The organism is Aeromonas sp. 601039 (genome assembly GCF_049174415.1).
Taxonomy (GTDB): Bacteria; Pseudomonadota; Gammaproteobacteria; order Enterobacterales; family Aeromonadaceae; genus Aeromonas; species Aeromonas veronii_A.
Genome location: NZ_JAAKTL010000004.1, coordinates 23,744 through 46,959, shown reverse-complemented (window position 1 = coordinate 46,959; position 23,216 = coordinate 23,744). Strand labels below are relative to the sequence as shown.

Below are 23,216 nucleotides of genomic sequence, written 5' to 3'. Positions count from 1 at the left end.
CGCCGTTTAACCTGTTGGTCACAGTGATGTGGTAGCGTGCGGTTTGGTGTGGTTTGTCTTGTTGTCAGGATAAACAATTGGCGTTGTCTTGGCGCTGTGGCACCTTATACTCTCCCGCCCCATCCTGCCCAGGCACAGCCTTCTAGCGGAATTGTCATGAAGATCGCCATTTTATCCCGTGAGCCGAAAAACTACTCCACCCGCCGTCTGGTCGAGGTGGCACAGGCGCGCGGTCATCAGGTAGAGGTGCTCGACACCCTGCGCTGCTATATGAATATCGCTTCCCACAACCCCTCCATTCACTACGAGGGTGGGGAGCTGGGAAGTTATGACGCCGTGATCCCGCGGATCGGGGCCAGCATTACCGCCTACGGCACCGCCGTGCTGCGCCAGTTCGAGATGATGAACACCATGGCCCTCAACAGCTCGGTGGCCATCAGCCGTTCCCGCGACAAGCTGCGGGCGATGCAACTGCTCTCCCGCCACGGCATCGGCCTGCCCATCACCGGCTATGCCCACAGCACCCACGACGTGCCCGACCTCATCACCATGGTGGGCGGGGCGCCGCTGGTGGTGAAACTGCTGGAGGGAACCCAGGGGATTGGCGTGGTGCTCTGCGAGACCCAGAAAGCCGCCGAGAGCGTGATCGAGGCCTTTATCCAGACCAACAACAACATTCTGGTGCAGGAGTATATCCGCGAGGCCAATGGCGCCGATATCCGCTGTCTGGTGGTCAACGGCAAGGTGGTTGCCGCCATGCGCCGCCAGGCCCAGCCGGGGGAGTTTCGCTCCAACCTGCACCGTGGCGGCACCGCCGAGGCGATCAAGATCACCCCGGAAGAGCGCGCGACCGCCGTACAGGCCGCCAAGATCATGGGGCTGGATGTGGCGGGGGTCGATATCCTGCGCAGCGCCCGCGGCCCGCTGGTGCTGGAGGTCAACTCCTCCCCTGGCCTGCAAGGGGTGGAAGCCGCCTCCGGCAAGGATGTGGCTGGCAAGATCATCGAGTTCCTCGAACTCAAGGCGAGCCGCAAGAACAAACCGGCGGAGTGAGCCGCGGGCTTGCATCCGTCAGATAGAAACAGGGCGCCCTCGGGCGCCTTGTTGCTATCTGGCTGGCTGGTGGGTTGGCGGTGCCACTGCGCCCTCACCCTAGCCCTCTCCCAAAGGGAGAGGGAACTCTCCGGCGGCGATCATCGCCAGCCTTGCGCTAAATACGCCATCCTCGAGCCGGGTGTCGATCTGCCAGCCCAGCTTCTCGCAGATGCGCTGGATGATGGTGAGGCCACAGCCGTAGCCGAGGATCTGATCCGGCGCCGCCGCCGTCGGGTTGCTGATGGTGAGCACCGGGCCACACAGCTCGATGTCGATATGTCCTTCGGCATAGCTCAGGGCATTTTTCAGCAGGTTGCCGAGGGCAATGGCGAGCAGGGAGAGGGGGGCGTTTACTTCGCTGCTCTCGTCCAGGTTCAGCCGGATATCGAGTGCCTCCCGCTGCAACAGCGGAGCGAGGCGGGCCAGTTCCTGACGGATCAGCGGGGTCACCTGCTGCAGCGGTCGCTCCACTGCCTCCTTGCGGCCCAGCAGCAGGAAGGTCTCGGTGAGCAGTGCCATCTCGTCGGCGGCGGCGCGGATGCGGGTGGTGGCGCGTGCAGCCGGTGCGGGCAGATCCGTCACCTTGCCGAGCAGGGCCGCCGAGCCCTGGATCACCATGTTGGGGGTGCGCAGCTCGTGGCTGGCGAAGCGGCTGAACTCCTGCTCGCGGGCGAATACCGCGCTCACCTCCTGTTTACCGGCCAACAGTGCCAGCTCGATATCCCGCAGCTCCTGCCAGGGGGCGTCGGGTTCGAAATCAGCCTGATCCGGGGTGAGGTGGGCGACCCTCTGTTGCAGCCGTTGCAGCGGCCCTGTGATATGGCGTACCAGCCAGATGCCGAAGCCGAGGCAGGCGAGCAGCAGGGTCACCCCGATCAGCCGGGTGGCCAGATGCAGCTTGTCCTCGTAGGGGTCGAGGTAGTCATCGGCGTCGTCATTGAACACCAGATAGAGCAGTCCCTCACCGGAGGGGTGACGGGCCACCAGAAAGTGTTTGTCCTCCTTGCCCAGCTGATGCTCGAAAAAGCCGGGAGTCTGGTAGGGCTTCAGCCATTTCGGCAGACGGCCCGACTCGGTCCAGTAGCTGGAGAACTGTCTGGGGCTCGGGGCTGCGGCGGCCGGGCCGAGTCGCAGCCAGTCATCGCTGTAGCGGGTCACTTCGGCTTCCAGCCAGTGGCGCAGGCTCAGCTCCTCCATCTTGTCCTCGGCCACCATCATCAGGCCGGAGAGCAGGATCAGCAGCACCACCCCGGCGCCGCCGAGTGCCATGATCAGGCGGCGGCGCAGGCTCGGCAGGCTCATGCGCTCACCAGTCGGTAGCCCTGGCCGTGCAGGGTCTCCAGCATGGGAGTGGGGAAGGGTTTGTCCAGCGCGTTGCGCAGGGCGTAGATGTGGCTGCGCAGGGCATCGGAGTCGGGCTCCTCATCCCCCCAGACGGTGTCGAGCACCTCCTGACGGCTGACGATGGCGGGGGCGCGGCGGGCCAGCAGCGCGAGGATTTGAAACGGGATCTTGCCGAGCTTGAGGGGCTCACCGGCGCGGGTGGCGAGGCCGCTGGCGACATCGACCGTCAGATCGCCAAAGCTGATGACCCCCACATCGCCGCGCGGGCCGCGCAGACTGAGGGCTTGCAGCCGCACCTCCAGCTCCTCCATGGCGAACGGCTTGACCAGATAGTCATCCCCTCCCGCCTTGAAGCCTGCCAGCTTGTCTTCCAGGCTGTCGCGGGCGGTGAGAAACAGTACGGGAGTGGCAATCCCCTGCTCGCGCAGGCGCGCCACCGTGCTGAGGCCATCGAGGCGCGGCATCATCACATCCATGATGATGACGTCGAAACGCTGATCCTCCAGCAGTTGCAGCGCCGCCTGACCGTGATAGGCACAATCGAGGCGGTGACCGGCCAGCTCCAGATAATCCATGATGGTTTCCGCCACCTGAGGATTGTCTTCCACTACCAAAATCTTCATGCTTTGCTCTCCTGGTTGGCGAGCGTTTCACGCTCTTTTCACACCGGATTCGGCATCCTGTTTGCCAGTGTAACCCCGAGGATCCCTGATGAAGAAGTCTCTCTGCGCCCTCCTGCTGTTGATCTTGTTGCCACTTGGCACCGCACAGGCGACCGAATTCAAACTGACCGGCCGCACCACCTGGCAGCTTGGCCAGTTGATGGTCAACGGCATGCCGTTCGTGATCGACGACCAGACCCGCTTCAAGGATTGGCTCAACGAGGATGATCTCGGCGGTACTTGGGTCGAGATGAAGGGGGTGGTGGAGAATGGCGTGCGCTATGTACGCAAGGTCGAGGCCCTCGACGAAGATGACAAGGACGAAATGGATCTGGAGGGGCCGGTCGAAGGGGGGCGGATCTGGGGCTACACCACCTCGGACAACAGTCTGGTGCCGTTTGAAGGGCGCTGGCTCGAGCTGGAGTGCAAGTTTGACGGCATGCGCCTGAGCCGCTGCCGCGAGGATGACTGATCCGATCTCTGCGTTCCGATTAGAAATGCTCCCGAATGAAGCCCATGCTTGTCCAGCATGGGCTTTTTGTTCAGGGACGAACGAAGATGGAACAATCGAGAAAGTGGTGTGCATGGATGCTGGGTGTGCCGCTCTGGGCGGCGCAGGCGGGAGCCGACGAATTGTGGCTGGTGGAGCTGGAGCACAGCGACGGCATCCGCCTGCAATTTCAGGGGGCCGAGGTGGAGCAGGGCAGTGCCGCCGCCTGGCGGCAGGGGGAGATTTGGCCGCAGCCACTCAAACCCGGCGACCAGCTCGCTCTGCTGGTCGCCGATGGCGTTGCCACCCGGATTGAGCTGCTGGCCGCCAGAGCCCCGCTGGTCCGTCAGCCCTGGCAGCGGGCGCAAGATCGCCTGCAATCCTTCGATGACCGGCAGCTCACGCTGGCAACCTTGGGCACTGTGCCACTCAATCCGCAGGTGCGCTGGGTCAACGGTTCGGCCGCCGATCTGCATGCCGGGAGCGAGCTGGTATTGATCCGTTCGGCGGATGGAATATTGCAGGGAATTGAAGTGATCAATCCGGAAGAGTAATTCAGCACCTTCTTATTTAATATGGTTTCACCATATTGTGGCAGCCATTAAATAATGACTGTCACAATATTTATGATTTATCCCTCAATAAAGTCATCGCTCTAATTATTTTCCTGTATCACCATTATTTTGTTTGTCATGGATGTTTTTTGGTGGTTTATTTTATTTGTGTCAGGTTTTGTCGGAGTCCATACCTGTCAAATGAAAAAGGATATTTCTACACAATAACAATTATCGTATGTCTGAAAGAGGGATAAATGATGAATAGAATAATTACCGCCAATCTGGCGCTTTTGGCGTCTTCATTGATGCTCGCTCAGGTGCAGGCGGCTGAACCTGTCTACCCTGATCAGGTCAAGTGGGCGGGTCTTGGGACGGGCGTCTGTGCCAGTGGTTACCGTCCTCTGACCCGTGATGAAGCCATGAGTATCAAGGGTAATCTGGTCAGCCGCATGGGGCAGTGGCAGATCACCGGGCTGGCTGATCGCTGGGTGATTATGGGGCCTGGATATAATGGCGAAATCAAACAGGGCACTGCCGGAGAAACCTGGTGTTATCCCAACTCACCGGTTTCCGGAGAAATACCAACACTCTCTGTCTGGAATATTCCGGCGGATGATGAGGTCGATGTACAATGGCGTCTTGTCCACGACAATGATTATTTTATCAAGCCGGTCAGTTATCTCGCCCATTATTTGGGATACGCATGGGTGGGTGGAAATCATAGCCCCTATGTCGGGGAGGATATGGATGTTACCCGGGTTGGCGATGGCTGGTTGATAAAGGGAAATAATGACGGCGGCTGCTCCGGATATCGTTGCGGGGAGAAGAGCTCCATCAAGGTAAGCAACTTCTCATATACCCTGGAACCCGACTCCTTTAGTCACGGCCAGGTCACCGAGAGCGGCAAGCAGCTGGTGAAGACCATCACGGCCAATGCGACCAACTACACGGATCTGCCTCAGCAGGTGGTGGTGACCCTGAAGTACGACAAGGCCACCAACTGGTCGAAGACCGACACCTACAGCCTGAGCGAGAAGGTGACCACCAAGAACAAGTTTCAATGGCCGTTGGTAGGTGAAACCGAACTGGCCATCGAGATCGCTGCGAGTCAGAGCTGGGCTTCCCAGAAAGGGGGCTCGACGACCGAGACCGTCTCGGTTGAAGCGCGCCCCACGGTGCCGCCTCACTCCAGCCTGCCGGTGCGGGTTGCCCTCTACAAGTCCAACATCTCCTACCCCTACGAGTTCAAGGCCGAGGTCAATTATGACCTGACCATGAGGGGCTTCCTGCGTTGGGGCGGCAATGCCTGGTATACCCATCCGGAGAATCGCCCCACCTGGGAGCACACCTTTGCCGTCGGCCCGTTCCGCGACAAGGCGAGCAGCATCCGCTACCAGTGGGACAAGCGTTATATCCCGGGTGAAGTGAAGTGGTGGGACTGGAACTGGACCATCAGCGAGTATGGTTTGTCGACCATGCAGAATAACCTGGGTCGTGTGCTGCGCCCGATCCGTTCGGCAGTGACCGGTGACTTCTATGCCGAGAGCCAGTTTGCCGGCGATATCGAAATCGGTCAGCCCCAGACCCGTTCCGCGGCCTCTGCTCAGTTGCGTAACGCCTCTGCTGAAGGTGTGGCTCTGACTGGTGTGGATCTGGATCAGGAGGCCCTTGCCAACGAAGGGTTTGGCAACGTATCCCTGACCATAGTTCCGGTTCAATAACCTCACTCGCAGGCCCCTTTCACAGGGGCCTGTTTCTGTTCCGCGCAAGACGATGCATTTGCCCTGCGTCCCTCGATTTTCCCTCTTTTTCTCCTCTTCTCCCTGAATGATCACTGCGGGAAGCTATGGCTTGCCAAGGTGATGCCAAGGCAGGTTTGACCTCTGTTTGGGGTGGCCCCGTGAGCGAGGCATTGTTCACTCATTTGTTGAAAGAGGCGTGTTGGCCAGATTGTTAACGGCTTGTGCTTTAGATTTTCCCCCTTATACTGGCGCCATCTTGTCGGAGTGCTGACCGTCGAACGACGCGAAGCTGAGACCGTTAATTCGGGATCCGTGGAACCTGATCAGGTTAAAACCTGCGAAGGGAACAAGGGTAACTTGCGGGTTACCGCGCCGGAGGAGGAACAAGCCTCTTCCGCTCATCGAAGGGGTAACCCTGATGGGTCAGGGCGCACAGGAGGGAGTCTGTCCCGTCCGGTTGTCCAGCACGTGGGGCGCCTTGCCCAAAGCATGCAGAGAGCGGGAAGCGGCAGAACAGCAGCGCGGAGATCCATCCCGCGCGCACTCCCTCCCGAGATAAAGACCCCGCCGCAAGTTCATCTTCTCCTCGAACTCCAGACAAGCAAACACCCATAACTTCAACCAGTTAATGTGAGTTTTGCTATGTCTACTTCTGTATCTGATACCACCAAATCCAGCCGCCGCGAGCAGCGCTCCAGCGCCCAAGCTTTTATCGACAGCCTCAAGGGGATGGCTCATCCCAACTCCCGCCGCATCTTTATCGAGGGCTCCCGCCCCGATATCCGTGTCCCGCTGCGGGAGATCCAGCTGGCTGACACCTTCGTCGGCGGCACCAAAGATGATCCCCAATTCGAGCCCAACGAGCCGGTGCCGGTCTACGACACCTCGGGCCGTTACGGGGAGGAGGGGGTCGCCATCGACGTGCGCCGCGGCCTGCCGCGCCTGCGGGAAAACTGGGTGCTGGAGCGGGATGATACCGACGAGCTGCCGGGGCTCAGCTCCACCTTCACTCAGGAGCGTCTGGCCGATGAGGGGCTGGATCATCTGCGCTTCGAGCATCTGCCCAAGCCGCGCCGTGCCAAGCCGGGCCGCCGGGTCACCCAGCTCCACTACGCCCGCGCCGGTATCGTCACTCCCGAGATGGAATTTATCGCCATTCGCGAGAACATGGGTCGCGAGCGGGTGCGCTCTGAACTGTTGCGTACCCAGCATCCGGGCCGTGATTTTGGTGCCCGCCTGCCGGAAAATATCACCCCCGAATTCGTGCGTGATGAGGTGGCCGCCGGTCGCGCCATCATCCCCAGCAACATCAACCACCCGGAAGCGGAACCGATGATCATCGGCCGCAATTTTCTGGTGAAGATCAACGCCAACATCGGCAACTCGGCGGTCACCTCCAGCATCGAAGAGGAGGTGGAGAAGCTGGTCTGGTCGACCCGCTGGGGCGCCGACACCGTGATGGATCTCTCCACCGGCCGCTATATCCACGAGACCCGCGAGTGGATCCTGCGCAACAGCCCGGTGCCCATCGGTACCGTGCCCATCTATCAGGCGCTGGAAAAGACCAACGGCATCGCCGAAGACCTTACCTGGGAGCTGTTCCGCGACACCCTGCTGGAGCAGGCCGAGCAGGGGGTGGACTACTTCACCATCCATGCCGGTGTCTTGCTGCGCTTTGTGCCGATGACCGCCAAGCGCCTCACCGGCATCGTGTCGCGCGGCGGCAGCATCATGGCCAAGTGGTGCCTCTCCCACCATAAAGAGAACTTCCTCTACCAGCACTTCCGAGAAATTTGCGAGATCTGCGCCGCCTATGATGTGGCCCTGTCGCTGGGCGATGGTCTGCGTCCGGGCTCCGTCTATGATGCCAACGACGAGGCCCAGTTCGCCGAGCTGCGCACCCTGGGCGAGCTGACCAAAATTGCGTGGGAGTACGACGTGCAGGTGATGATCGAGGGGCCGGGTCATGTGCCGATGCACATGATCGAGCGCAACATGACCGAGCAGCTGGATCACTGCCACGAGGCGCCGTTCTATACGCTGGGCCCGCTCACCACCGACATCGCCCCCGGTTACGATCACTTCACCTCCGGCATCGGTGCCGCGCTCATCGGCTGGTACGGCTGCGCCATGCTCTGCTACGTCACCCCCAAGGAGCATCTGGGGCTGCCCAACAAGGAGGATGTGAAGCAGGGGCTGATTACCTACAAGATCGCCGCCCACGCCGCCGATCTGGCCAAGGGTCATCCGGGTGCCCAGATCCGCGACAACGCCATGTCCAAGGCGCGCTTCGAGTTTCGCTGGGAGGATCAGTTCAATCTGGCCCTCGACCCCGACACCGCTCGCGCCTACCACGACGAGACCCTGCCGCAGGAGTCCGGCAAGGTGGCTCACTTCTGCTCCATGTGCGGGCCCAAGTTCTGCTCCATGAAGATCACTCAGGATGTGCGTGACTACGCAGCAAAGCTGGAGGCCGTTGAGATCAAGCTGGTCGGTATGGATGGCCAGCAGGAGCAGGTAGTGGCTCAGGTGGAGAGCGGCATGGCCCGCATGGCGGAAACCTTCAAGGAGACCGGTGGCGAGATCTACCATCAGGCTGCGGCGCTGAAACAGGCCGCAGGGGAGGAGGCGTGAGCAGCGCAAGCGGGGCTGTCAGCCCCGCCGATCTGCTGCCTGTGACGGACTCCCGCCCAGTTGTCTGGACCATCGCCGGTTCAGACTCCGGTGGCGGTGCCGGCATTCAGGCCGACTTGCATACATTGCACGACCTCGGCGTGCACGGTTGCTCGGTCATCTCCGCCATTACCGCCCAGAACTCGGTGGCGGTGAAGATGGTCGACCCTGTGCTGATGCAGACTTTTACCGCCCAGATCGACGCCCTCGGTGTCGATCTGCCGCCGGCCGCCATCAAGATTGGCCTGCTGCCGACCCGGCTTCACGTCGAGGTGCTGGCCCGCCGACTGGCAGCCACCCCGGCTCCCTTCGTGGTCTACGACCCGGTGGCCATCGCCAGCACCGGCACCCCGATGGCGGAGCCCAATATGCTGGAGGCGGTGCGCGAACAGCTGCTGCCACGTCTCTCGCTCATCACCCCCAACGGCCCCGAACTGGAAGCCCTGACCGGCATTCCCGCGACCAGCCCTGTGCTGGTGCGCTTCGCCGCCCAGCGGCTGCGCGAACTCGGCGCCCGCGCCGTGCTGGTCAAGGGGGGTCATCTGGAGTGGAGCGGGGAGCTGTGTCTGGACTACTACCAGGACGAGACCCGCGAATTCTGGCTGGCGGCGCCGCGCCTGAATACCCGCCATGGCCACGGCACCGGCTGCTGCTACGCCAGCGCCATCGCCGCCGTGGTGGCGCAGGATTATCCGGTGGAGGACGCCATCACCCTGGCGCGAGCCTACCTGCAACAGGGGTTGGCGGCGGCGCAGGGAGTGGGGGCAGGCCCGGGTCCCATCGCCCATCTCGGCTGGCCCGCCGATCTGGCTCACTTCCCCCGAGCCGTATTGGCGGGCTCAACAATCGATCGCCGCTTCGGGCTTTATGAAACAAGCAGTGCCCGCCTGCCGGATGGCCCCTTTGCCGCCACCGAACACAACCTCGGCCTCTATCCGGTGGTGGATTCGGTCAAGTGGCTGCGCCGCCTGCTGGGGCTGGGGGTCAAGACCATCCAGCTGCGGATCAAGAATCTGCCCGCCGCTCAGGTAGCACCGGTCATTCGCGATGCGGTAGCGCTCGGTCGCCGTCATGGGGCGCGGCTCTTTATCAACGACTACTGGCAGCAGGCCATCGAGGTGGGTGCCTGGGGCGTGCATCTGGGGCAGGAGGATATGGAGACCGCCGATCTCGCCGCCATTCAGGCGGCCGGGCTGCGCCTTGGCATCTCCACCCACGGCTACTTCGAGCTGATGCGGGCCCGCGAGCTGGCCCCCTCCTATATGGCGCTGGGTCATATCTTCCCGACCAATACCAAGGCGATGCCTTCGCGCCCACAGGGGCTGGAGCGGCTGCACCGCTACCGCGCCCTGATGGCGGAGTGGCCGACGGTGGCCATCGGCGGCATCAGCGAGGAGCGGGTGGCGGCGGTCAAGGCAAGCGGAGTCGGCAGCATCGCGCTGGTCTCGGCCATTACCGCCAGTGACGACTGGCAGGGGGTGACCGAACGGCTGCTTGCCGCCGTGGGGGCGGGGGATGAGCCGCGTTCGGCCACTGTTATACGGGAGGCTGAACATGCGCTCTGATGCCGCTTCTCTTAGTGACAAAGAGTATCTGAGATACGGCCGCCAGCTGATGCTGGCGGAAGTGGGGGAGGCGGGTCAGGCGCGGCTGAAAGATAAGTCTGTGCTGATCGTGGGCTTGGGAGGGATCGGCTCGCCGCTCGCCCTCTATCTCGCCGGGGCCGGGGTGGGCACCTTGTGGCTGGCCGATGGCGACACGGTGGACTCCAGCAACTTGCCGCGCCAGATCCTGTTCGATAGCGAGGCGGTCAACCACTCCAAGGCGGAGCTGGCCCGCGAGCGCTTGGCCGCCCACAACCCGCTGGTGGAGCTGATCGCCATCAACCAGCGGCTCGATGCCGCTAGCCTGCCGGAGTTTGTGGCCGAGGTAGATCTGGTGATCGACTGCTGCGACAACCTCGCCACCCGGCAAGCCATCAACGCCGCCTGCGTGGCGCAGGGCAAGCCCTGGATCTCCGCCGCCGCAGTGGGTTGGCAGGGGCAGCTGATGGTGCGCACCAGCAGTGAGCACGCCTGCTACGCCTGCCTCTATCCGCTGGATACCAAGGTGAGTCAGAGCTGCGAGACCAGCGGCGTCACCGGCCCGCTGGTCGGGGTGATGGGCTCTTTGCAGGCGCTGGAGGCACTGAAACTGCTGCTCGGGATGCCAAGCCCGGTCGCCGGCACACTGCGCCGCTTCGATGCTTTGACCCATCAGTGGCAGACCCTCACTCTGGCCCCCGATCCCGATTGCCCGGTTTGCGGACAGCGCCGATGCCCGACACACGATAAGGAGATCACCCCATGACCCTCACCATTCGACTCAACGATAAAGCCCAGCAGCTGGCGGCAGGGCAGAGCGTGGCTGACCTGCTGGCGGCGCAAGGGGTCAATCCCCAAGGGGTAGCGGTGGCCCTTAACGGCGCCGTGCTGCCCCGTGGCCGCTGGGCCGAGACCCGTCTTAATGACGGGGATGAAATTCACCTCTTCACCGCCATTGCGGGAGGCTGACCCATGATGCTCACAGTCCCATCTTCGCGTGCTCTGCCTTGCGGTGGAACCTCATCTCTTCTTATCGCAGTGGCAGGAGGCTGACATGCTCAAGATTGCCGATCACACCTTCTCATCGCGCCTCTTTACCGGCACCGGCAAGTTTGCCCGCCCGGAACTGATGGCCGCTGCCATCGAGGCGAGCGGCTCCCAACTGGTCACCATGGCCATCAAGCGGCTCGAACCGGGCAAGGCCCACGACGATATCCTGAGCCCCTTGCTGCAACTCGGGGTCAAGCTCTTGCCCAACACCTCCGGCGCCAAGACTGCCGCCGAGGCGGTGTTTGCCGCCCATCTCGCCCGCGAGGCGCTGGGGACGAACTGGCTCAAGCTGGAGATCCACCCCGATCCGCGCTATCTGCTGCCCGATCCCATCGAGACGCTGAAAGCCGCCGAGCAGCTGGTGAAAGAGGGCTTTGTGGTGCTGCCCTACTGCGGGGCCGACCCCGTGCTCTGCAAGCGGCTGGAAGAGGTGGGCTGCGCCGCCGTGATGCCGCTCGGCGCCCCCATCGGTTCCAATCAGGGGCTGGTGACCCGGGAGTTTCTCTCCATCATCGTCGAGCAGGCCAATGTGCCTGTGGTGGTGGATGCGGGGATCGGTGCGCCGAGCCATGCCGCTGCCGCCTTTGAGCTGGGCGCCGATGCCGTGCTGGTCAACACCGCCATCGCGGTGAGCGGCGACCCGATTGCCATGGGCCGCGCCTTTGCACTGGCCTGCACTGCCGGTCGCAGCGCCTATGAAGCTGGCCTTGGCGCCCGCGCCCTGCAGGCCCAAGCCTCCAGCCCGCTTACCGATTTTCTGGGGGCGTTATGAGTCATGATGCTGGTGCGATGGGTCGCTCCGAGCCTTTTGCACAACCTCAGGTGCGCCCGAGTGATAGCCCCCCTCTCGGCTCTTCACAAAATAAGGGAGAGGGGCTGGGGGTGAGGGCTAAGGAGCCTTCCTTTATCGACCGATGGCAGGAGCTGGATTGGGACGATATCGGCATGCAGATCCGTGCCAAGACGGCCGCCGATGTGGCACGCGCCCTGAGCGCACCACGCCGCACCCTGAGCGATTTTATGGCGCTGATCTCGCCAGCCGCCGAGGCGTATCTGCCGCAGATGGCGGCCGAGGCCGAGCGGCTGACCCGCCAGCGCTTTGGCAACACCATCGGCTTCTATGTGCCGCTCTATCTGTCGAACCTCTGTGCCAACGACTGCACCTACTGCGGCTTCTCCATGAGCAACCGCCTCAAGCGCAAGACCCTGAATAGCGAGGAGATTGAGCGCGAGTGCCTCGCCATCAAGGCGCGCGGTTTTGACAGCGTGCTGCTGGTGACCGGCGAGCACGAGAACAAGGTGGGGCTCGCCTATTTTCGCGAGGTGATGCCCATCATCCGCCGCCACTTCAGCACGGTGGGGATGGAGGTGCAGCCCCTCTCGCAGGCCGAATATGCGGAGCTGAAAAGCCTTGGCCTCGACGCCGTCATGGTCTATCAGGAGACCTACCACGCCCCCACCTACGCCCGCCACCATCTGCGCGGCAACAAGCGGGACATCGCATGGCGCCTCGCCACGCCGGATCGGCTCGGCCGCGCCGGTATCGACAAGATAGGTCTGGGGGCGCTGATCGGTCTCTCTGCGGATTGGCGCGCCGACAGCTACTTTGTCGCCGAGCACCTCGCCTGGCTTGAGCGCCACCACTGGCAGAGCCGCTATTCGCTCTCCTTCCCGCGCCTGCGCCCCTGCACCGGTGGGCTGGAGCCTGCCGTGGTCATGTCGGATCGCCAGCTGGCCCAGCTTATCTGTGCCTGGCGCCTCTTCTCGCCCACGCTGGACTTGTCCCTCTCCACCCGCGAGTCGGCCACCTTTCGCAACGGCGCGGTGCGCCTTGGCATCACCCAGATGTCGGCCGAGTCGCGCACCCAGCCGGGGGGCTATGCCGAAGGGGATGCGGAGGAGCTGGAGCAGTTCGCCATCCACGACGACCGCCCGGTGGGGGAAGTGGCCGCCGCCGTGCGACAGGCCGGGTTGCAGCCGGTGTTTAAAGATTGGGAACCGTTTTTGGGTCGTTAACGACGTTTACACCAGTGTTAACAGACAGCGGCAAGCAGATCGGAGGGGCAGACCCCGCCACTGCTTGCCGCTTTGTTTTGTTTGCTCCAACACGATTGTTTCGTTGGTGCGACGATGATTCTTGATATCGTTTCGCCAGTGCAAAAATCGTGAGTGCGGGTCAGCTTATCGAGTGGGTCATTGCGACCATTAGCAATGGCCGATTTGGGGTAAGATTTGTGCCGGTTGCTACTATGCAGAACATGTTTATGCGAACAGTCGTAGGGTCGATTAGCCGTCAGGCGTAATCGTCCGCTCCGTGTGATATGTGATGAGTGAAACGGCACGGCTACGCCGTGCACGACGCGAGGCCGCTGGCCTCGAAGGTGGTTAGCCCGCCCTTCGGGCCGGGGATCGTGATTTTGGAAAGACCCAAAGTCACTCCCTTGGTTTATTCCACGCGGTGGATTTGAACAAGCAACTGGTACAAACATAATGTTATGGAGCCTATGTTGTGTGGCTCCTCGGTAGTGCAGTAAAAATTTTGGCGCTTGATAAATACATTATGAAAATAATACATTAAACGTTTAAGCTTTTTTTAAACGAGCTTTTAGTCGTTTAATTTGCTGTTGCTTATAGAGCTTCAAATAATCTTTTTGAATTGCCTCAATGACGTTGAAAATAACATTGAAGCCAGAGAAGTCTATAGTTTCTTTTTTCTTCTCGATAACAGCAGTTGCAAATATGTTTTTGCCATAAAACTTTTCATTTGAGTAATCATTTTCAGTAGTAAAGCTTTTTCCTCCAAGTTTTACCGAGAGAACTGAGTCATCGAATAGATCTTCTATCGATGTATCATTTTTCTTTTTGTTTGGAATGATAAGAAGATATAAGTTACAACAGACGTGCACATAGAGTGCTTTTTTCAATGATGGTATGCCATTTAAAGTTGTTTCACCATCTGAATTTACTAGTCGACATTGGCCTTCTTTTTGAAGGCTACCGATTATTTTTGGAAGGCCATCATCGTTATCAAGGATGATTATTGTTGGTCGTTTTGGCTCGGGTGCTTGATAGCTAGAGTAATTCTCTCGATAGTTTTTTATAAAGTCAGATAAGTATGGGGTTCCTCCATTTAGTGATAAAAGATATTTTGTTCTTCTTGTGTATTTGAAAAACTCAAAGTTAGCTAGGCCATCTTTGTCAACTAGTGATGGATGTAAGTTATGTAATGACTTTATCGCACAACGAAGATATATGATATCGGTTTTACCCTCACAAATAATAGTTGTCTTTTCATTGCCATAAAAATTCTTGTAGAATAAAAACCGGCTGAAAGTTTTCTCTCTGCTACTGAATAGTGGCGCCTTATTACTTCCATGTTTTGCTAGCACATATAATGGATTTGTTTTTATAGGTTTTCTTATTTTGTTTGAATAGTCGATTTGGTCAATAAAGTTTAGTTGTCCATATAACTGAGATAATGTGCCTGGTTTTGCTTTCTCATTGTCATCAAGTATGTAGTAAGTCCCAGTCCTAAATAGAGATTCACATTTTGCTCTAACGCCTTTCCAATACTCTTTTCTTACATTTACTTTTTTGTTAACTATTAGGCCGGTGACATCTTGACGTGATGTATGATATTGAATTCTTGTTTTTATTGAATTTATCTCAAAGCCAGAACGGCGAATTTCTTGTCGTAGTTTTTTCCCTATCACATAATCATCGTTCTCAATTCTGGCTAGCGACGTTGGAAAAATATATTCTCTTGTTGAAAATGTTATGTCATCAGCATATCGGGTGTAAAAACACGAATGTCTGCTAGCTAGTTGAGAAAGTCTAATATCTAAGGAGTGTGTTATTAAATTACTTATAATTGGTGAGCAAGGACTACCCTGAGGCAAAGAGTTATTATAGCAAGCTATTTGAGCTATTACGGTTGCAATATCCGGATGAAGTTCAAATTTTTTATTTTTAATAAAAAAGCCCCTAACTCTGCCAAAGTTAAAGCAATCAAAAAAATCTTTTAAGTCTATATTTAAAACATTCTTTTTGTTTTTATGACATGACGCATTTGTATATATAGATTTCTCTCTAATAAATCCATGGGAGAGGTTAGACGTGCGTTCATCTTCACTTGTCATTTCCTCTAGGCAATCTTGCAATATTAAAGATAGTTTCTTTTGTATTATCTTTAATTCTCGTTGAGGCGCGAAAATTGTCCTTTCCCCACCTTTCTTTTTAGGGATTTTAAATTCAGAGTATAAGCTGGAAACTTTCTTTCTATACAATGCGTTGGTTAGTGTGGATGTGTTTATATCTAAAATTTCTGCCAAGTCTTTTTTTGTTTTGGCATTTTGGAGATTTATAAGAATGGACACCGATTCCTCCGTAGATAGTGGCTTATGGGCACTCCTACGCAAGCGCGCGACATCTCAGCGTGGTGCTGATATCGCTTAGGGGGCAGTCCAGCGGACATTATTTTCACAGACTCCGAAACAAAGTCAAAAATCTGCCCATAAGCCAAGCAGGAGCATACCGTAAAGGAGGGATGTGATAAATAAGAGACTTCCTATACGTGACGAAGATCATGTTTTTATATGTTGTGTCTTGGTGGGAATAATGAAATATGCACGTCTTATTCTTGGTGTAAGTTAGTTAAAATAAAGAGTGGAATGTTGTTTCCCCATCATATTACTGGTGTGGATTTGTTATTTGTAGATGTTCATGTTTTAGCGTTTTTATTACTGGATTTAGCTTGTTGTAATAAGGGAGTAGATATGCGCATCAAGATGCTGTCCATGAAGAAAGATGCGATTTCTAGCCCGACACTCAAAGGTAGCCCCAGCGGCGATGGCCACCTCCTTGCTGGCGCTGTTGCCAATCCCCATTACGATCTCCAGCCGAAATAGACCCAACTGTTCAAAGCCAGAGTCACGCTGCAGAGCGACCGCCCGCCGCACGGAAACGCCCGGTTCGAACGGGCGGATCACGAGTCTGGTGTTGGCAAGGCGCGGGAGTGTCATCACTTGTCCTGCTTTTTCAGAAAGTAACTGATATGCCCCGGCGGCATATCGGGCAGCTGGCCAAAGACCTCGTAACCCTGCTTCTGATAGAAGGGGAGGGCCTGAAAACTGGTGGTTTCCAGATGGTAGTTGGTGATGCCCTTGCTTTGGGCGTACTGCTCCATGGCGCCGAGCAGGCGGCCGCCCCAGCCATCGCGGCGGATGCTTTCATCGATCCAGAGCCAGTCGACATGCAGCCAGCCCCACTTGATGTCGGCGATGATGCCGCCGTGTACCTTGCCCTCTTTATCCTTGATAAAGCTGGCGATCCGCTCGCGCAGATGGGTACCGGCGTGTTCCTTGTTGTAGCCCGAGAGACCAATGCGCAGCGCTTCGATCTCATCGTCCTGAGGCGGTTGGGGTGGGGTGAGTTGCATAGTGCTTCCTGCTTGAGTGTGATGATCTCTGTCGGGTTCCGGCGTGTTGTGCGCCGGGCTTACCGCTGCGTTACTGTTGATGTTTTACCGGCACTACCCTAACGGAATCGGGTGGAGCCGTGCCAGCTTTTTATGGGCCCAGGTTCGCCAGTCTCTGTCGCCCTGTGGTGGTGGGCGTATCGACCCCGCCGGGGTTTGTCCCTAGCATAAGGAGGATGCGGGGCAGGGGCTCCGCCATGCGGGCATGTGTTGATGCCCGTTTACGGACTTTTGGCGGAGAGAAAAGATGAAGCTGCGTTCCTTGTTGATGGTGGGGGCCCTGCTGCTGGGCGGTTGTGCGGTCAATCCCTACGGTGGCACTCAGGCTCCTGTCAGTGAGCCCGATCAGCCAGTGAGCCAGCCGGACAAGCCGGTGACCAAACCGGATAGCGGGGACGTTCAGCCCAAGCCGGTGGCGCCGACCGGACTGGCGCAGGCCATGGCCGATCTCTTTGTGCAGGCCCCCGAGGTGCGGGAGCTGGCGCAAACCGGTCAGCCGGTGCTGCTGCTCACCCCGCCCCAGAACGGCACCGGCGAGCCGGTGGACACCCGCGCCATGGCGGCGGCCATGAGCAAGCTCATCCAGAGCAAGAGCGGTTTTCACTTTGTCGACCAAGGGCAGGTGGCAGCCATCACCGGCCAGCTTGAGTATCAGCAGGGCAGGATGAACCCGGCCTCCCTGGTGCGGCTTGGCCGTCAGACCGGCGCCGGCTACATGCTGTACGGGGATCTGGTGGCCGAGGGGAGCCGTTATCGGTTGTCGATGACCCTGATGGAGCTGCGCAGCGGCGAGATGATCTGGAGCGGTAGTCGCTCCGCCAGCCACTGAGCGGTCTGCGACCAATCAAAAAGAGGGTTGAGTGCCTGTGCGCTCAACCCTCTTCTCATTTCTGGCCCTATGCCTGATGGGGCTTGTCTCTAGCGGATTGCCGCTTCCAGCGCGGCTATCTCGCCGCCGCTGATGAGCGGCAGGTTGCGGCTGATCTGCTCCACAGGCCAGTCCCACCAGGCGATGGCGTTGAGACGGGCTATGGTGTCGTCGTCGAAGCGGTAGCGGATCATCCTGGCGGGATTGCCGCCGACCACGGCGTAGGCGGGCACGTCACCGGTGACCACGGAGCGGGCGGCGATAATGGCGCCGTTGCCGACCTTTACCCCCGGCATGATCAGAGCCTCATAGCCAATCCAGACATCGTTGCCGATGACGGTATCCCCCTTGTAGGGGAGGCTGCCCGGGGCGGGTGCGGCATGCTCCCAGCCGTTGCCGAAGATAAAGAAAGGGTAGGTGGAGAAGCCGGAGGTCTGGTGGTTGGCGCCGTTCATGATGAACTTCACCCCGCGGGCGATGGCGCAGAACTTGCCGATGATGATCTTGTCGCCGACAAAGGGGAAGTGGTAGAGGACGTTGCGCTCGAAGCCCGCCGAATCCTCCGGGTCGTCGTAATAGGTGTAGTCACCCACCTCGATATTGGGCCCCTTGATGGTGTTCTTGATAAAACACACCTGGGGGAAGCCGGCCATGGGGTGGGGATTGGCGGGATCGGGTCCGTGCATCCGGGCTCCTTGGGTTGGCCGGGCTAGAGCGCCGGGAAGTAGCAGGCGCTCATGTCGATGGGGTGATCGGGGCAGCCAGGCAGATAGAATTGCCAGCCCGCATCGGAGAAGGCGCGCAGTTCGGTTTCGACAAACTTGATGGCGAGGCTCAGGGCCTGCAGGCTGTCGATGCCGTAGATAAAGGTTTTGTCGCTCAGCCCCGCCAGCTTCACCTTGCAGCGCCAGTCACCGCTGGCGGACTCGGGGTCTGGCTCGGGGGCCTTTATGGCGATCTTGAGGACGAGCTGTTCCCCTTCGGTGCTGATGGCGTCGAAGCGGGCGGTGACGATGGCGTTTTTCATCTGGCTATTCCTTTTCCCTGGTACAGCCCCTGCGGTTGCGGGGGGCTGGCGTTCCTGATGGCTGATGAGCTGAAAACTGGACTCGTGACGGCCAGCGTAAATGAACTTGTGAGTTGAAACAATGAGATATCATTGAGCGAGGGAGGGGCCATCCGCCACTGCGAACGGTCGCAAGTCAGAGCGGCGGTGGGCGCAGGCAATCCTTGCTGGCCGAGACGTCTGCATGCTGCTAGATGTAAAGGATTGTTGGCTATGACGGCAGATTTTTCTCCGTTGCCGATGAGGGCGAGTGAGTCCTTTTAAGGCAGAATATCTCCCCCCTGTTTGACCCTAACGTACAGGAGTCTCCGTGGCGCTTTCGGTAACCCAGCTTTATGAAGTGATGGCCCAACTGCCAGATCCCATCTTCATCCTCAGTGAAGATGGTTATTACGTGGAATATATCGGCGGCATGGAGCAGCAATCCTATCACGATGGCAATCCGCTGGCGGGCAAGCAACTGGCCGATGTGCTGCCACCCGAGATGGCCATGTGGGTCAAGGCACAGGTTGCCGAGTCACTGGCGAGCGGTCAGGTGCGGGTGGTGGAGTATGAGCTATCAGCAGCCGAGGTGGGGGGGATCAATGCCGCCGTCGGGCCGCAGGGGGTACAACGCTTCGAGGGCAAGATTGCCCCGCTGCCCTCCCTCTATGACGGCAAGCGGGCGGTGGCCTGGGTGACTCGCAATATTACCCGCCAGTACGAGTTGCAGCAGCGACTGCAGCGCCAGAGCGAGACCGATCAGCTGACCGGTCTCTACAACCGCCGCTTCTTCTTCGAGCACTGCCAGCCGCTGCGGACAGGGGAGGCGCCCTGTGGCCTTATCATGCTCGACATCGATCACTTCAAGCAGATCAACGATCACTACGGCCATCAGCAGGGAGATCGGGCCTTGCAGCGATTCAGTGGCTGCATCGATGCCCTGTTGCGTGCGGACGATCTCTTTGTGCGCAGCGGCGGCGAGGAGTTTCTTATCCTGTTGCCACGGATCGATGAGGCCGGTTTGCTGCAGATGGCGGAGCAGATCCGTGCTGCTGTCGAAGCATTGCCTGCCGATCCGGTCGCCATCACGGTCAGTCTGGGCACAACCCTGGTGCAGCCGGAGGAGGAGATCAATCAGGCGCTGGCCCGGGCCGACGAGTGGCTCTATCAGGCCAAGCGGGCAGGGCGCAACCGGGTGGCACACTGCCCGGCACGCTGAGCTTATTGGTCCTGTTATTGGCAGACATCACCTTTCCTTTTGCCATAAATAAATTGGCTGACATCACTGTCAATTAGTCGAAAAGTTGGCCGAATTATTTCACTCATATTCCACAGCTTAAGGTGTTAATATTATCGGCCTGATCGCTGGTCTTATTTGTGTTGTTGGGCAACAGCATGAGGTTTTATCGGTATGTTATCAAAAGGGTTTGGATCTGGTTCTGGATGACGAATGTGACACATTTCATTGTCTTTTGAAACAATCCGATTCAAACGGTCATGAATTATTAACCTTGACCAGGTTGGCGATTTCAACGATGGTAGCGTGGCAGCTCCGTTTCCTTCCGGTGGCCCTGTTGGCCACTGGCGGCGTTGTTTTTTCATGTGCAGGGCGATCTGCCATGACATATCGCCAGCCTGTTATTCGGGCCAATAAAAATAATGATGACAGACTAATAAGGTATATATTGCAATGAGTGTTTCTATTGCTGAAAAGAGTCACCCTGTTTCAAAATTGAAATGGGAGAAAAGCGATTCGGTATGGACCATGGGCTTATATGCCACTGCTGTTGGTGCCGGTACGTTATTTCTCCCTATTACTGTTGGCAGTAATTCCCCGGTTATTTTGCTGTTTATATTATTGCTGGCTTTCCCGCTCTCTTATTATTCCCACCGGGCATTGAGCCGCTTTGTGCTCTCCAGCTCCCATAAGGAAGGGGATATCACCCATGTGGTGGAGGAGCACTTCGGTGCCAGGGCGGGCAAGCTGCTGATGCTGGTCTATCTGATGGCCTTCTACCCCATCATTCTGGTTTACAGCATCTCCATCACCAATGCGATCCAGAGCTTCGTGGTACATCAGCTGGGGGATGCCGAGCTTCCCCGCGGCTTGCTGGTGCTGGGGGTGATGCTGGGCCTGCATCTGGTGCTGCTGGCCGGCAAACAGATCGTGGTGTCGGCCATCAGCGTGCTGGCGCTGCCCATGGTCGCCTTTCTGATTGGCCTCTCGATCTATCTGCTGCCCCAGTGGAGCCTCTCCTATTTCACAGAGAGTCAGGCAGTGGAGTGGCGTGACCCGGCGTTCTGGAAATCCCTCTGGCTGATCGTGCCGGTGATGGTCTTCTCCTTCAGTCATGCGCCCATTATCTCCTCCTTCAGCGCGGCGCAGAAAAAGCGCTGTCAGGAGAGTGCCGACCTGCGTGCCAAGCGGATCATCAAGTACAGCAGCATGCTGATTTGCGGCAGCGTGCTCTTCTTCGTGGTGAGCTGCGTGATGAGCCTGAGTCAGGCCGAGATGGCGCTGGCCCGCACCGACAATATCTCCGTGCTGTCGGCGCTGGCGAACAAGTTTTCCAATCCGCTGATCGCCTATGTGGGGCCGCTTATCGCCATTCTGGCCATGTCCAAATCCTTCCTCGGCACCTCCATGGGGGTTAGCGAGGGGACGGTGAGCATGGTGAGCGGTGCCTGTCAGGGGCTGGGGCTCTCTCTCAAGGAGTCGACCATCGTCCGGGTGTCGTCGGTGATCCTGTTTATGGTGACCGCCCTCATCACCTATCTGAACCCCAATGTGCTCGACATCATCGAGCGCGTCAGTGGCCCGCTGATCGCGGTGATCCTGTTTCTGCTGCCGGCCTGCTCCATCTATCGCTTACCCGCACTCAAGCGTTATCGCGGGCCGAGTACCCTTTTTGTGTTGGTGATGGGGCTGCTTGCCATCTCGGCCCTTATCTACGATCTGCTTTGACCGGGCAGTATCCCGCACAAATCCAAAAGGGCGACCATCTGGTCGCCCTTTTTCTGTGCATCGGGGTTAGCCGAGCAGGCCGGTGGCACTCTGGCCCGCCATCAGCAAGCCGATGGCCAGCACGCTGAACCAGACCAGGGTCGCACTTACCAGCAGATAGCCGCTGGCAACGAACAGACCGTCCCGCTGCAACATGCCGGTGCAGAGCAGCAGGATGGCCCAGGCGGGCATGGCATTGGTGAAGGGGATGGCGCCCAGGGGTAGCATCAGCAGCAGGGCGGCCAGCATGATCAGCAGACCGTTGCAGCGGTTGACCGTGCTGCTGCCGGTCAGCACCAGCAGGCGCGGGCGGATAACGCGATCGACCCGGGCCAGCAGATCCGCCCCTTTGTGCAGGGTCGGCTTGAGCTGGTCGGCGGCGAAGCGGCGCTCCATCAGCATGGCAGGCAGCCAGGGCACCCGATTGAGGGTGATGCCGATCCCGATAAAGAGGATCAACAGGCCAAACGGGGTGCTTACCCCGGGAATGGAGACCGGCAGCAGAAAGGGGACGGTGAGCAGCACGCAAAACAGCAGCATGCCCTGTTCGCCCACCAGCTCCAGCATCTGGCGCAGGCTGATGTGGCTCTCGTCGATGGCATGCGCGGTGGCCCGCAGGGTATCCGCGAGGGTGGTTTGGGGGTCGTGAAGTTGCGCGGCAACCATTCCCTGATGTCCTTTTGAGTAGTGATAACGGGCCCCGATGACCCGATTTGGCGCCAGCATACGTGGCAGAGGTTAACCGTCGATGAATGGTGGCAGGGGCGCATAGCGGCGCCAGTGGGGCGGCTCGGCAGAGGTTCCGGCGAGAGGGAAATCCCGCGATGAAAGTGATCCGGTACAGCCGCCATTTAGGATGGGCGCAGGATGCCTCTGGTATGCTTTCTGCACAATCACACAGGGAGCAGGGGACGATGATGAAGAGAGCCGGGATAGCGATGATGGGGCTGTTGCTGCCACTGGGGCAGGCCTGGAGTAGCGAGGCTGCGACCACATCTGGTTGGCAGGTGACGCCGTTTTTCGGCTACAGCTCAGCCATCGACTTCGAGAAGGGTGACGAGGTGGTGCAGCCGGTGCCGCTTTCTGCATCGCTTGATTCACTGCAGGGGCAGAGTTCCGGCAGCTGGGGTCTCTTTATCAGCAAGGAGGTGGATGATCCGGGCATGATCGAGCTGCTCTACAGCCATCAGTCCACCACCCTCTCTCCCGACCAGCCGGATCGCCTGACGGTGGACATCCTGCACTTTGCCGGTGCTTTGACCCTCTCTGACAACCTGATGGCGCCCTATATCGGCGCCGGGATCGGGGTGACCCGCTTTGCCGCTTACGACAGCGAGGTGACCCCTTCCATGTCGCTGGCGCTCGGGGTGCAACCGCGCCTCGCCGAGCATCTGGCCCTGCGGGCCGAGGTGCGCGGTTATGGCTCGCTGGTCAACGACAACAACCAGTTTCTCTGCAACCCGGAGCAGTGCGTGTTCAAGGTGCGCGGGGAGCTGGTGACCCAGTGGCAGGCCAATATCGGTCTTACCTTCCGCTTTTAGGTGGGGGGATTTCCCCCCATAAAACAGGGGCCCCTGGGCCCCTGTTTCAGCAGCAATGTTCCGCAGTGACCGGCAATCAACCG

At 58.8% G+C, this 23,216-nt stretch carries 22 protein-coding genes, 1 pseudogene and 1 riboswitch; of the genes and pseudogenes, 14 read left to right on the top strand and 9 right to left on the bottom strand.

Annotated features, from left to right (window positions below):
- Positions 1–156 precede the first annotated feature (156 nt).
- The gene (gene rimK / locus G5195_RS05120; RefSeq protein WP_005340088.1) at positions 157–1,053 is read left to right on the top strand and encodes a 30S ribosomal protein S6--L-glutamate ligase; all 897 of its coding nucleotides are present in this window, start codon (positions 157–159) and stop codon (positions 1,051–1,053) included.
- A 99-nt stretch (positions 1,054–1,152) separates the two neighbouring features.
- Here rimK and G5195_RS05115 read toward each other — a convergent pair whose 3' ends face one another.
- Positions 1,153–2,397 (bottom strand): sensor histidine kinase, encoded by a 1,245-nt coding sequence (locus tag G5195_RS05115; RefSeq protein ID WP_421235909.1) that lies wholly within the window; start codon positions 2,395–2,397, stop codon positions 1,153–1,155.
- Complete coding sequence (locus tag G5195_RS05110) at positions 2,394–3,062, bottom strand: response regulator transcription factor (RefSeq protein WP_421235908.1); 669 nt, start codon at positions 3,060–3,062, stop codon at positions 2,394–2,396. The genes G5195_RS05115 and G5195_RS05110 overlap by 4 nt, the downstream gene beginning before the upstream one ends.
- Before the next feature lie 88 nt (positions 3,063–3,150).
- Here G5195_RS05110 and G5195_RS05105 point away from each other — a divergent pair, with 88 nt between their 5' ends.
- From G5195_RS05105 to thiH, 9 genes are all read left to right on the top strand, one after another.
- A complete protein-coding gene (locus G5195_RS05105; RefSeq protein ID WP_100654676.1) occupies positions 3,151–3,573 on the top strand; it encodes a hypothetical protein in 423 nt (140 codons plus the stop codon).
- Between the two features lie 86 nt (positions 3,574–3,659).
- Complete coding sequence (locus G5195_RS05100) at positions 3,660–4,145, top strand: hypothetical protein (protein WP_421235907.1); 486 nt, start codon at positions 3,660–3,662, stop codon at positions 4,143–4,145.
- Between the two features lie 260 nt (positions 4,146–4,405).
- Positions 4,406–5,869, top strand: a complete 1,464-nt coding sequence (gene aerA / locus G5195_RS05095; protein ID WP_421235906.1) for an aerolysin AerA — start codon at positions 4,406–4,408, stop codon at positions 5,867–5,869.
- Between the two features lie 271 nt (positions 5,870–6,140).
- A riboswitch (TPP riboswitch) is annotated at positions 6,141–6,253 on the top strand.
- A gap of 279 nt (positions 6,254–6,532) precedes the next feature.
- The gene (gene thiC, locus G5195_RS05090) at positions 6,533–8,524 is read left to right on the top strand and encodes a phosphomethylpyrimidine synthase ThiC (RefSeq protein WP_421235905.1); all 1,992 of its coding nucleotides are present in this window, start codon (positions 6,533–6,535) and stop codon (positions 8,522–8,524) included.
- The gene (gene thiE / locus G5195_RS05085; protein ID WP_421235904.1) at positions 8,521–10,128 is read left to right on the top strand and encodes a thiamine phosphate synthase; all 1,608 of its coding nucleotides are present in this window, start codon (positions 8,521–8,523) and stop codon (positions 10,126–10,128) included. Before thiC ends, thiE begins: the two co-directional genes overlap by 4 nt.
- Positions 10,118–10,912 carry a HesA/MoeB/ThiF family protein gene (locus tag G5195_RS05080; RefSeq protein ID WP_159158076.1) on the top strand — a complete coding sequence of 265 codons (795 nt, stop codon included), beginning with the start codon at positions 10,118–10,120 and terminating at the stop codon, positions 10,910–10,912. The genes thiE and G5195_RS05080 overlap by 11 nt, the downstream gene beginning before the upstream one ends.
- Complete coding sequence (gene thiS, locus G5195_RS05075; RefSeq protein ID WP_421222740.1) at positions 10,909–11,115, top strand: sulfur carrier protein ThiS; 207 nt, start codon at positions 10,909–10,911, stop codon at positions 11,113–11,115. Before G5195_RS05080 ends, thiS begins: the two co-directional genes overlap by 4 nt.
- 85 nt (positions 11,116–11,200) lie before the next feature.
- Complete coding sequence (locus G5195_RS05070; protein WP_139429564.1) at positions 11,201–11,968, top strand: thiazole synthase; 768 nt, start codon at positions 11,201–11,203, stop codon at positions 11,966–11,968.
- Positions 11,969–11,985: 17 nt separating this feature from the next.
- On the top strand, positions 11,986–13,212 hold the full coding sequence (gene thiH, locus G5195_RS05065) for a 2-iminoacetate synthase ThiH (protein WP_421222765.1): 1,227 nt from the start codon (positions 11,986–11,988) through the stop codon (positions 13,210–13,212).
- A gap of 566 nt (positions 13,213–13,778) precedes the next feature.
- On the opposite strand, the gene G5195_RS05060 is transcribed toward thiH, so the two are convergent.
- The 3 genes and pseudogenes from G5195_RS05060 to G5195_RS05050 form a co-directional block, all read right to left on the bottom strand.
- A complete protein-coding gene (locus G5195_RS05060; protein ID WP_421222736.1) occupies positions 13,779–15,572 on the bottom strand; it encodes a retron Ec67 family RNA-directed DNA polymerase/endonuclease in 1,794 nt (597 codons plus the stop codon).
- Between the two features lie 372 nt (positions 15,573–15,944).
- Positions 15,945–16,151: pseudogene (locus G5195_RS05055) on the bottom strand (GNAT family N-acetyltransferase); the annotation flags it as partial.
- Positions 16,152–16,216: 65 nt separating this feature from the next.
- Entirely contained in the window at positions 16,217–16,633 is a 417-nt protein-coding gene (locus G5195_RS05050; protein WP_421222735.1) for a GNAT family N-acetyltransferase, read from the bottom strand.
- 286 nt (positions 16,634–16,919) lie between these two features.
- On the opposite strand from G5195_RS05050, the gene G5195_RS05045 reads away from it, so the two are divergent.
- The gene (locus G5195_RS05045) at positions 16,920–17,501 is read left to right on the top strand and encodes a penicillin-binding protein activator LpoB (RefSeq protein ID WP_421222733.1); all 582 of its coding nucleotides are present in this window, start codon (positions 16,920–16,922) and stop codon (positions 17,499–17,501) included.
- 89 nt (positions 17,502–17,590) lie between these two features.
- On the opposite strand, the gene G5195_RS05040 is transcribed toward G5195_RS05045, so the two are convergent.
- On the bottom strand, positions 17,591–18,226 hold the full coding sequence (locus tag G5195_RS05040) for a Vat family streptogramin A O-acetyltransferase (RefSeq protein WP_421222731.1): 636 nt from the start codon (positions 18,224–18,226) through the stop codon (positions 17,591–17,593).
- A gap of 23 nt (positions 18,227–18,249) precedes the next feature.
- Positions 18,250–18,567: a DUF6968 family protein gene (locus tag G5195_RS05035; protein ID WP_421222729.1), complete on the bottom strand. Its 318-nt coding sequence runs from the start codon at positions 18,565–18,567 to the stop codon at positions 18,250–18,252.
- 349 nt (positions 18,568–18,916) lie between these two features.
- Here G5195_RS05035 and G5195_RS05030 point away from each other — a divergent pair, with 349 nt between their 5' ends.
- Positions 18,917–19,807 carry a sensor domain-containing diguanylate cyclase gene (locus G5195_RS05030; RefSeq protein ID WP_159158084.1) on the top strand — a complete coding sequence of 297 codons (891 nt, stop codon included), beginning with the start codon at positions 18,917–18,919 and terminating at the stop codon, positions 19,805–19,807.
- A 152-nt stretch (positions 19,808–19,959) separates the two neighbouring features.
- On the opposite strand, the gene G5195_RS05025 is transcribed toward G5195_RS05030, so the two are convergent.
- Positions 19,960–20,214: a hypothetical protein gene (locus tag G5195_RS05025; protein WP_257725760.1), complete on the bottom strand. Its 255-nt coding sequence runs from the start codon at positions 20,212–20,214 to the stop codon at positions 19,960–19,962.
- Positions 20,215–20,431: 217 nt separating this feature from the next.
- Between G5195_RS05025 and G5195_RS05020 the strand changes: the two genes are divergently transcribed.
- Positions 20,432–21,553 carry an amino acid permease gene (locus tag G5195_RS05020; protein ID WP_421222727.1) on the top strand — a complete coding sequence of 374 codons (1,122 nt, stop codon included), beginning with the start codon at positions 20,432–20,434 and terminating at the stop codon, positions 21,551–21,553.
- 66 nt (positions 21,554–21,619) lie between these two features.
- On the opposite strand, the gene G5195_RS05015 is transcribed toward G5195_RS05020, so the two are convergent.
- Positions 21,620–22,258 (bottom strand): exopolysaccharide biosynthesis protein, encoded by a 639-nt coding sequence (locus tag G5195_RS05015; protein WP_257725762.1) that lies wholly within the window; start codon positions 22,256–22,258, stop codon positions 21,620–21,622.
- Between the two features lie 251 nt (positions 22,259–22,509).
- Here G5195_RS05015 and G5195_RS05010 point away from each other — a divergent pair, with 251 nt between their 5' ends.
- Positions 22,510–23,133 carry an outer membrane beta-barrel protein gene (locus G5195_RS05010; RefSeq protein ID WP_216954511.1) on the top strand — a complete coding sequence of 208 codons (624 nt, stop codon included), beginning with the start codon at positions 22,510–22,512 and terminating at the stop codon, positions 23,131–23,133.
- The last annotated feature ends 83 nt before the right edge of the window (positions 23,134–23,216 follow it).

Excerpts from the sequence above, each read along its gene's own strand:
- G5195_RS05025 (WP_257725760.1), bottom strand. The coding sequence starts at position 20,214 with ATGTCATGGCAGATCGCCCTGCACATGAAAAAACAACGCCGCCAGTGG.
- G5195_RS05010 (WP_216954511.1), top strand. The coding sequence starts at position 22,510 with ATGAAGAGAGCCGGGATAGCGATGATGGGGCTGTTGCTGCCACTGGGG.
- G5195_RS05035 (WP_421222729.1), bottom strand. The coding sequence starts at position 18,567 with ATGAAAAACGCCATCGTCACCGCCCGCTTCGACGCCATCAGCACCGAA.
- G5195_RS05115 (WP_421235909.1), bottom strand. The coding sequence starts at position 2,397 with ATGAGCCTGCCGAGCCTGCGCCGCCGCCTGATCATGGCACTCGGCGGC.
- G5195_RS05110 (WP_421235908.1), bottom strand. The coding sequence starts at position 3,062 with ATGAAGATTTTGGTAGTGGAAGACAATCCTCAGGTGGCGGAAACCATC.
- G5195_RS05045 (WP_421222733.1), top strand. The coding sequence starts at position 16,920 with ATGAAGCTGCGTTCCTTGTTGATGGTGGGGGCCCTGCTGCTGGGCGGT.
- aerA (WP_421235906.1), top strand. The coding sequence starts at position 4,406 with ATGAATAGAATAATTACCGCCAATCTGGCGCTTTTGGCGTCTTCATTG.
- G5195_RS05050 (WP_421222735.1), bottom strand. The coding sequence starts at position 16,633 with ATGCAACTCACCCCACCCCAACCGCCTCAGGACGATGAGATCGAAGCG.
- G5195_RS05080 (WP_159158076.1), top strand. The coding sequence starts at position 10,118 with ATGCGCTCTGATGCCGCTTCTCTTAGTGACAAAGAGTATCTGAGATAC.
- G5195_RS05105 (WP_100654676.1), top strand. The coding sequence starts at position 3,151 with ATGAAGAAGTCTCTCTGCGCCCTCCTGCTGTTGATCTTGTTGCCACTT.
- G5195_RS05100 (WP_421235907.1), top strand. The coding sequence starts at position 3,660 with ATGGAACAATCGAGAAAGTGGTGTGCATGGATGCTGGGTGTGCCGCTC.
- thiC (WP_421235905.1), top strand. The coding sequence starts at position 6,533 with ATGTCTACTTCTGTATCTGATACCACCAAATCCAGCCGCCGCGAGCAG.
- G5195_RS05015 (WP_257725762.1), bottom strand. The coding sequence starts at position 22,258 with ATGGTTGCCGCGCAACTTCACGACCCCCAAACCACCCTCGCGGATACC.
- G5195_RS05040 (WP_421222731.1), bottom strand. The coding sequence starts at position 18,226 with ATGCACGGACCCGATCCCGCCAATCCCCACCCCATGGCCGGCTTCCCC.
- thiH (WP_421222765.1), top strand. The coding sequence starts at position 11,986 with ATGGGTCGCTCCGAGCCTTTTGCACAACCTCAGGTGCGCCCGAGTGAT.
- G5195_RS05070 (WP_139429564.1), top strand. The coding sequence starts at position 11,201 with ATGCTCAAGATTGCCGATCACACCTTCTCATCGCGCCTCTTTACCGGC.
- rimK (WP_005340088.1), top strand. The coding sequence starts at position 157 with ATGAAGATCGCCATTTTATCCCGTGAGCCGAAAAACTACTCCACCCGC.
- thiS (WP_421222740.1), top strand. The coding sequence starts at position 10,909 with ATGACCCTCACCATTCGACTCAACGATAAAGCCCAGCAGCTGGCGGCA.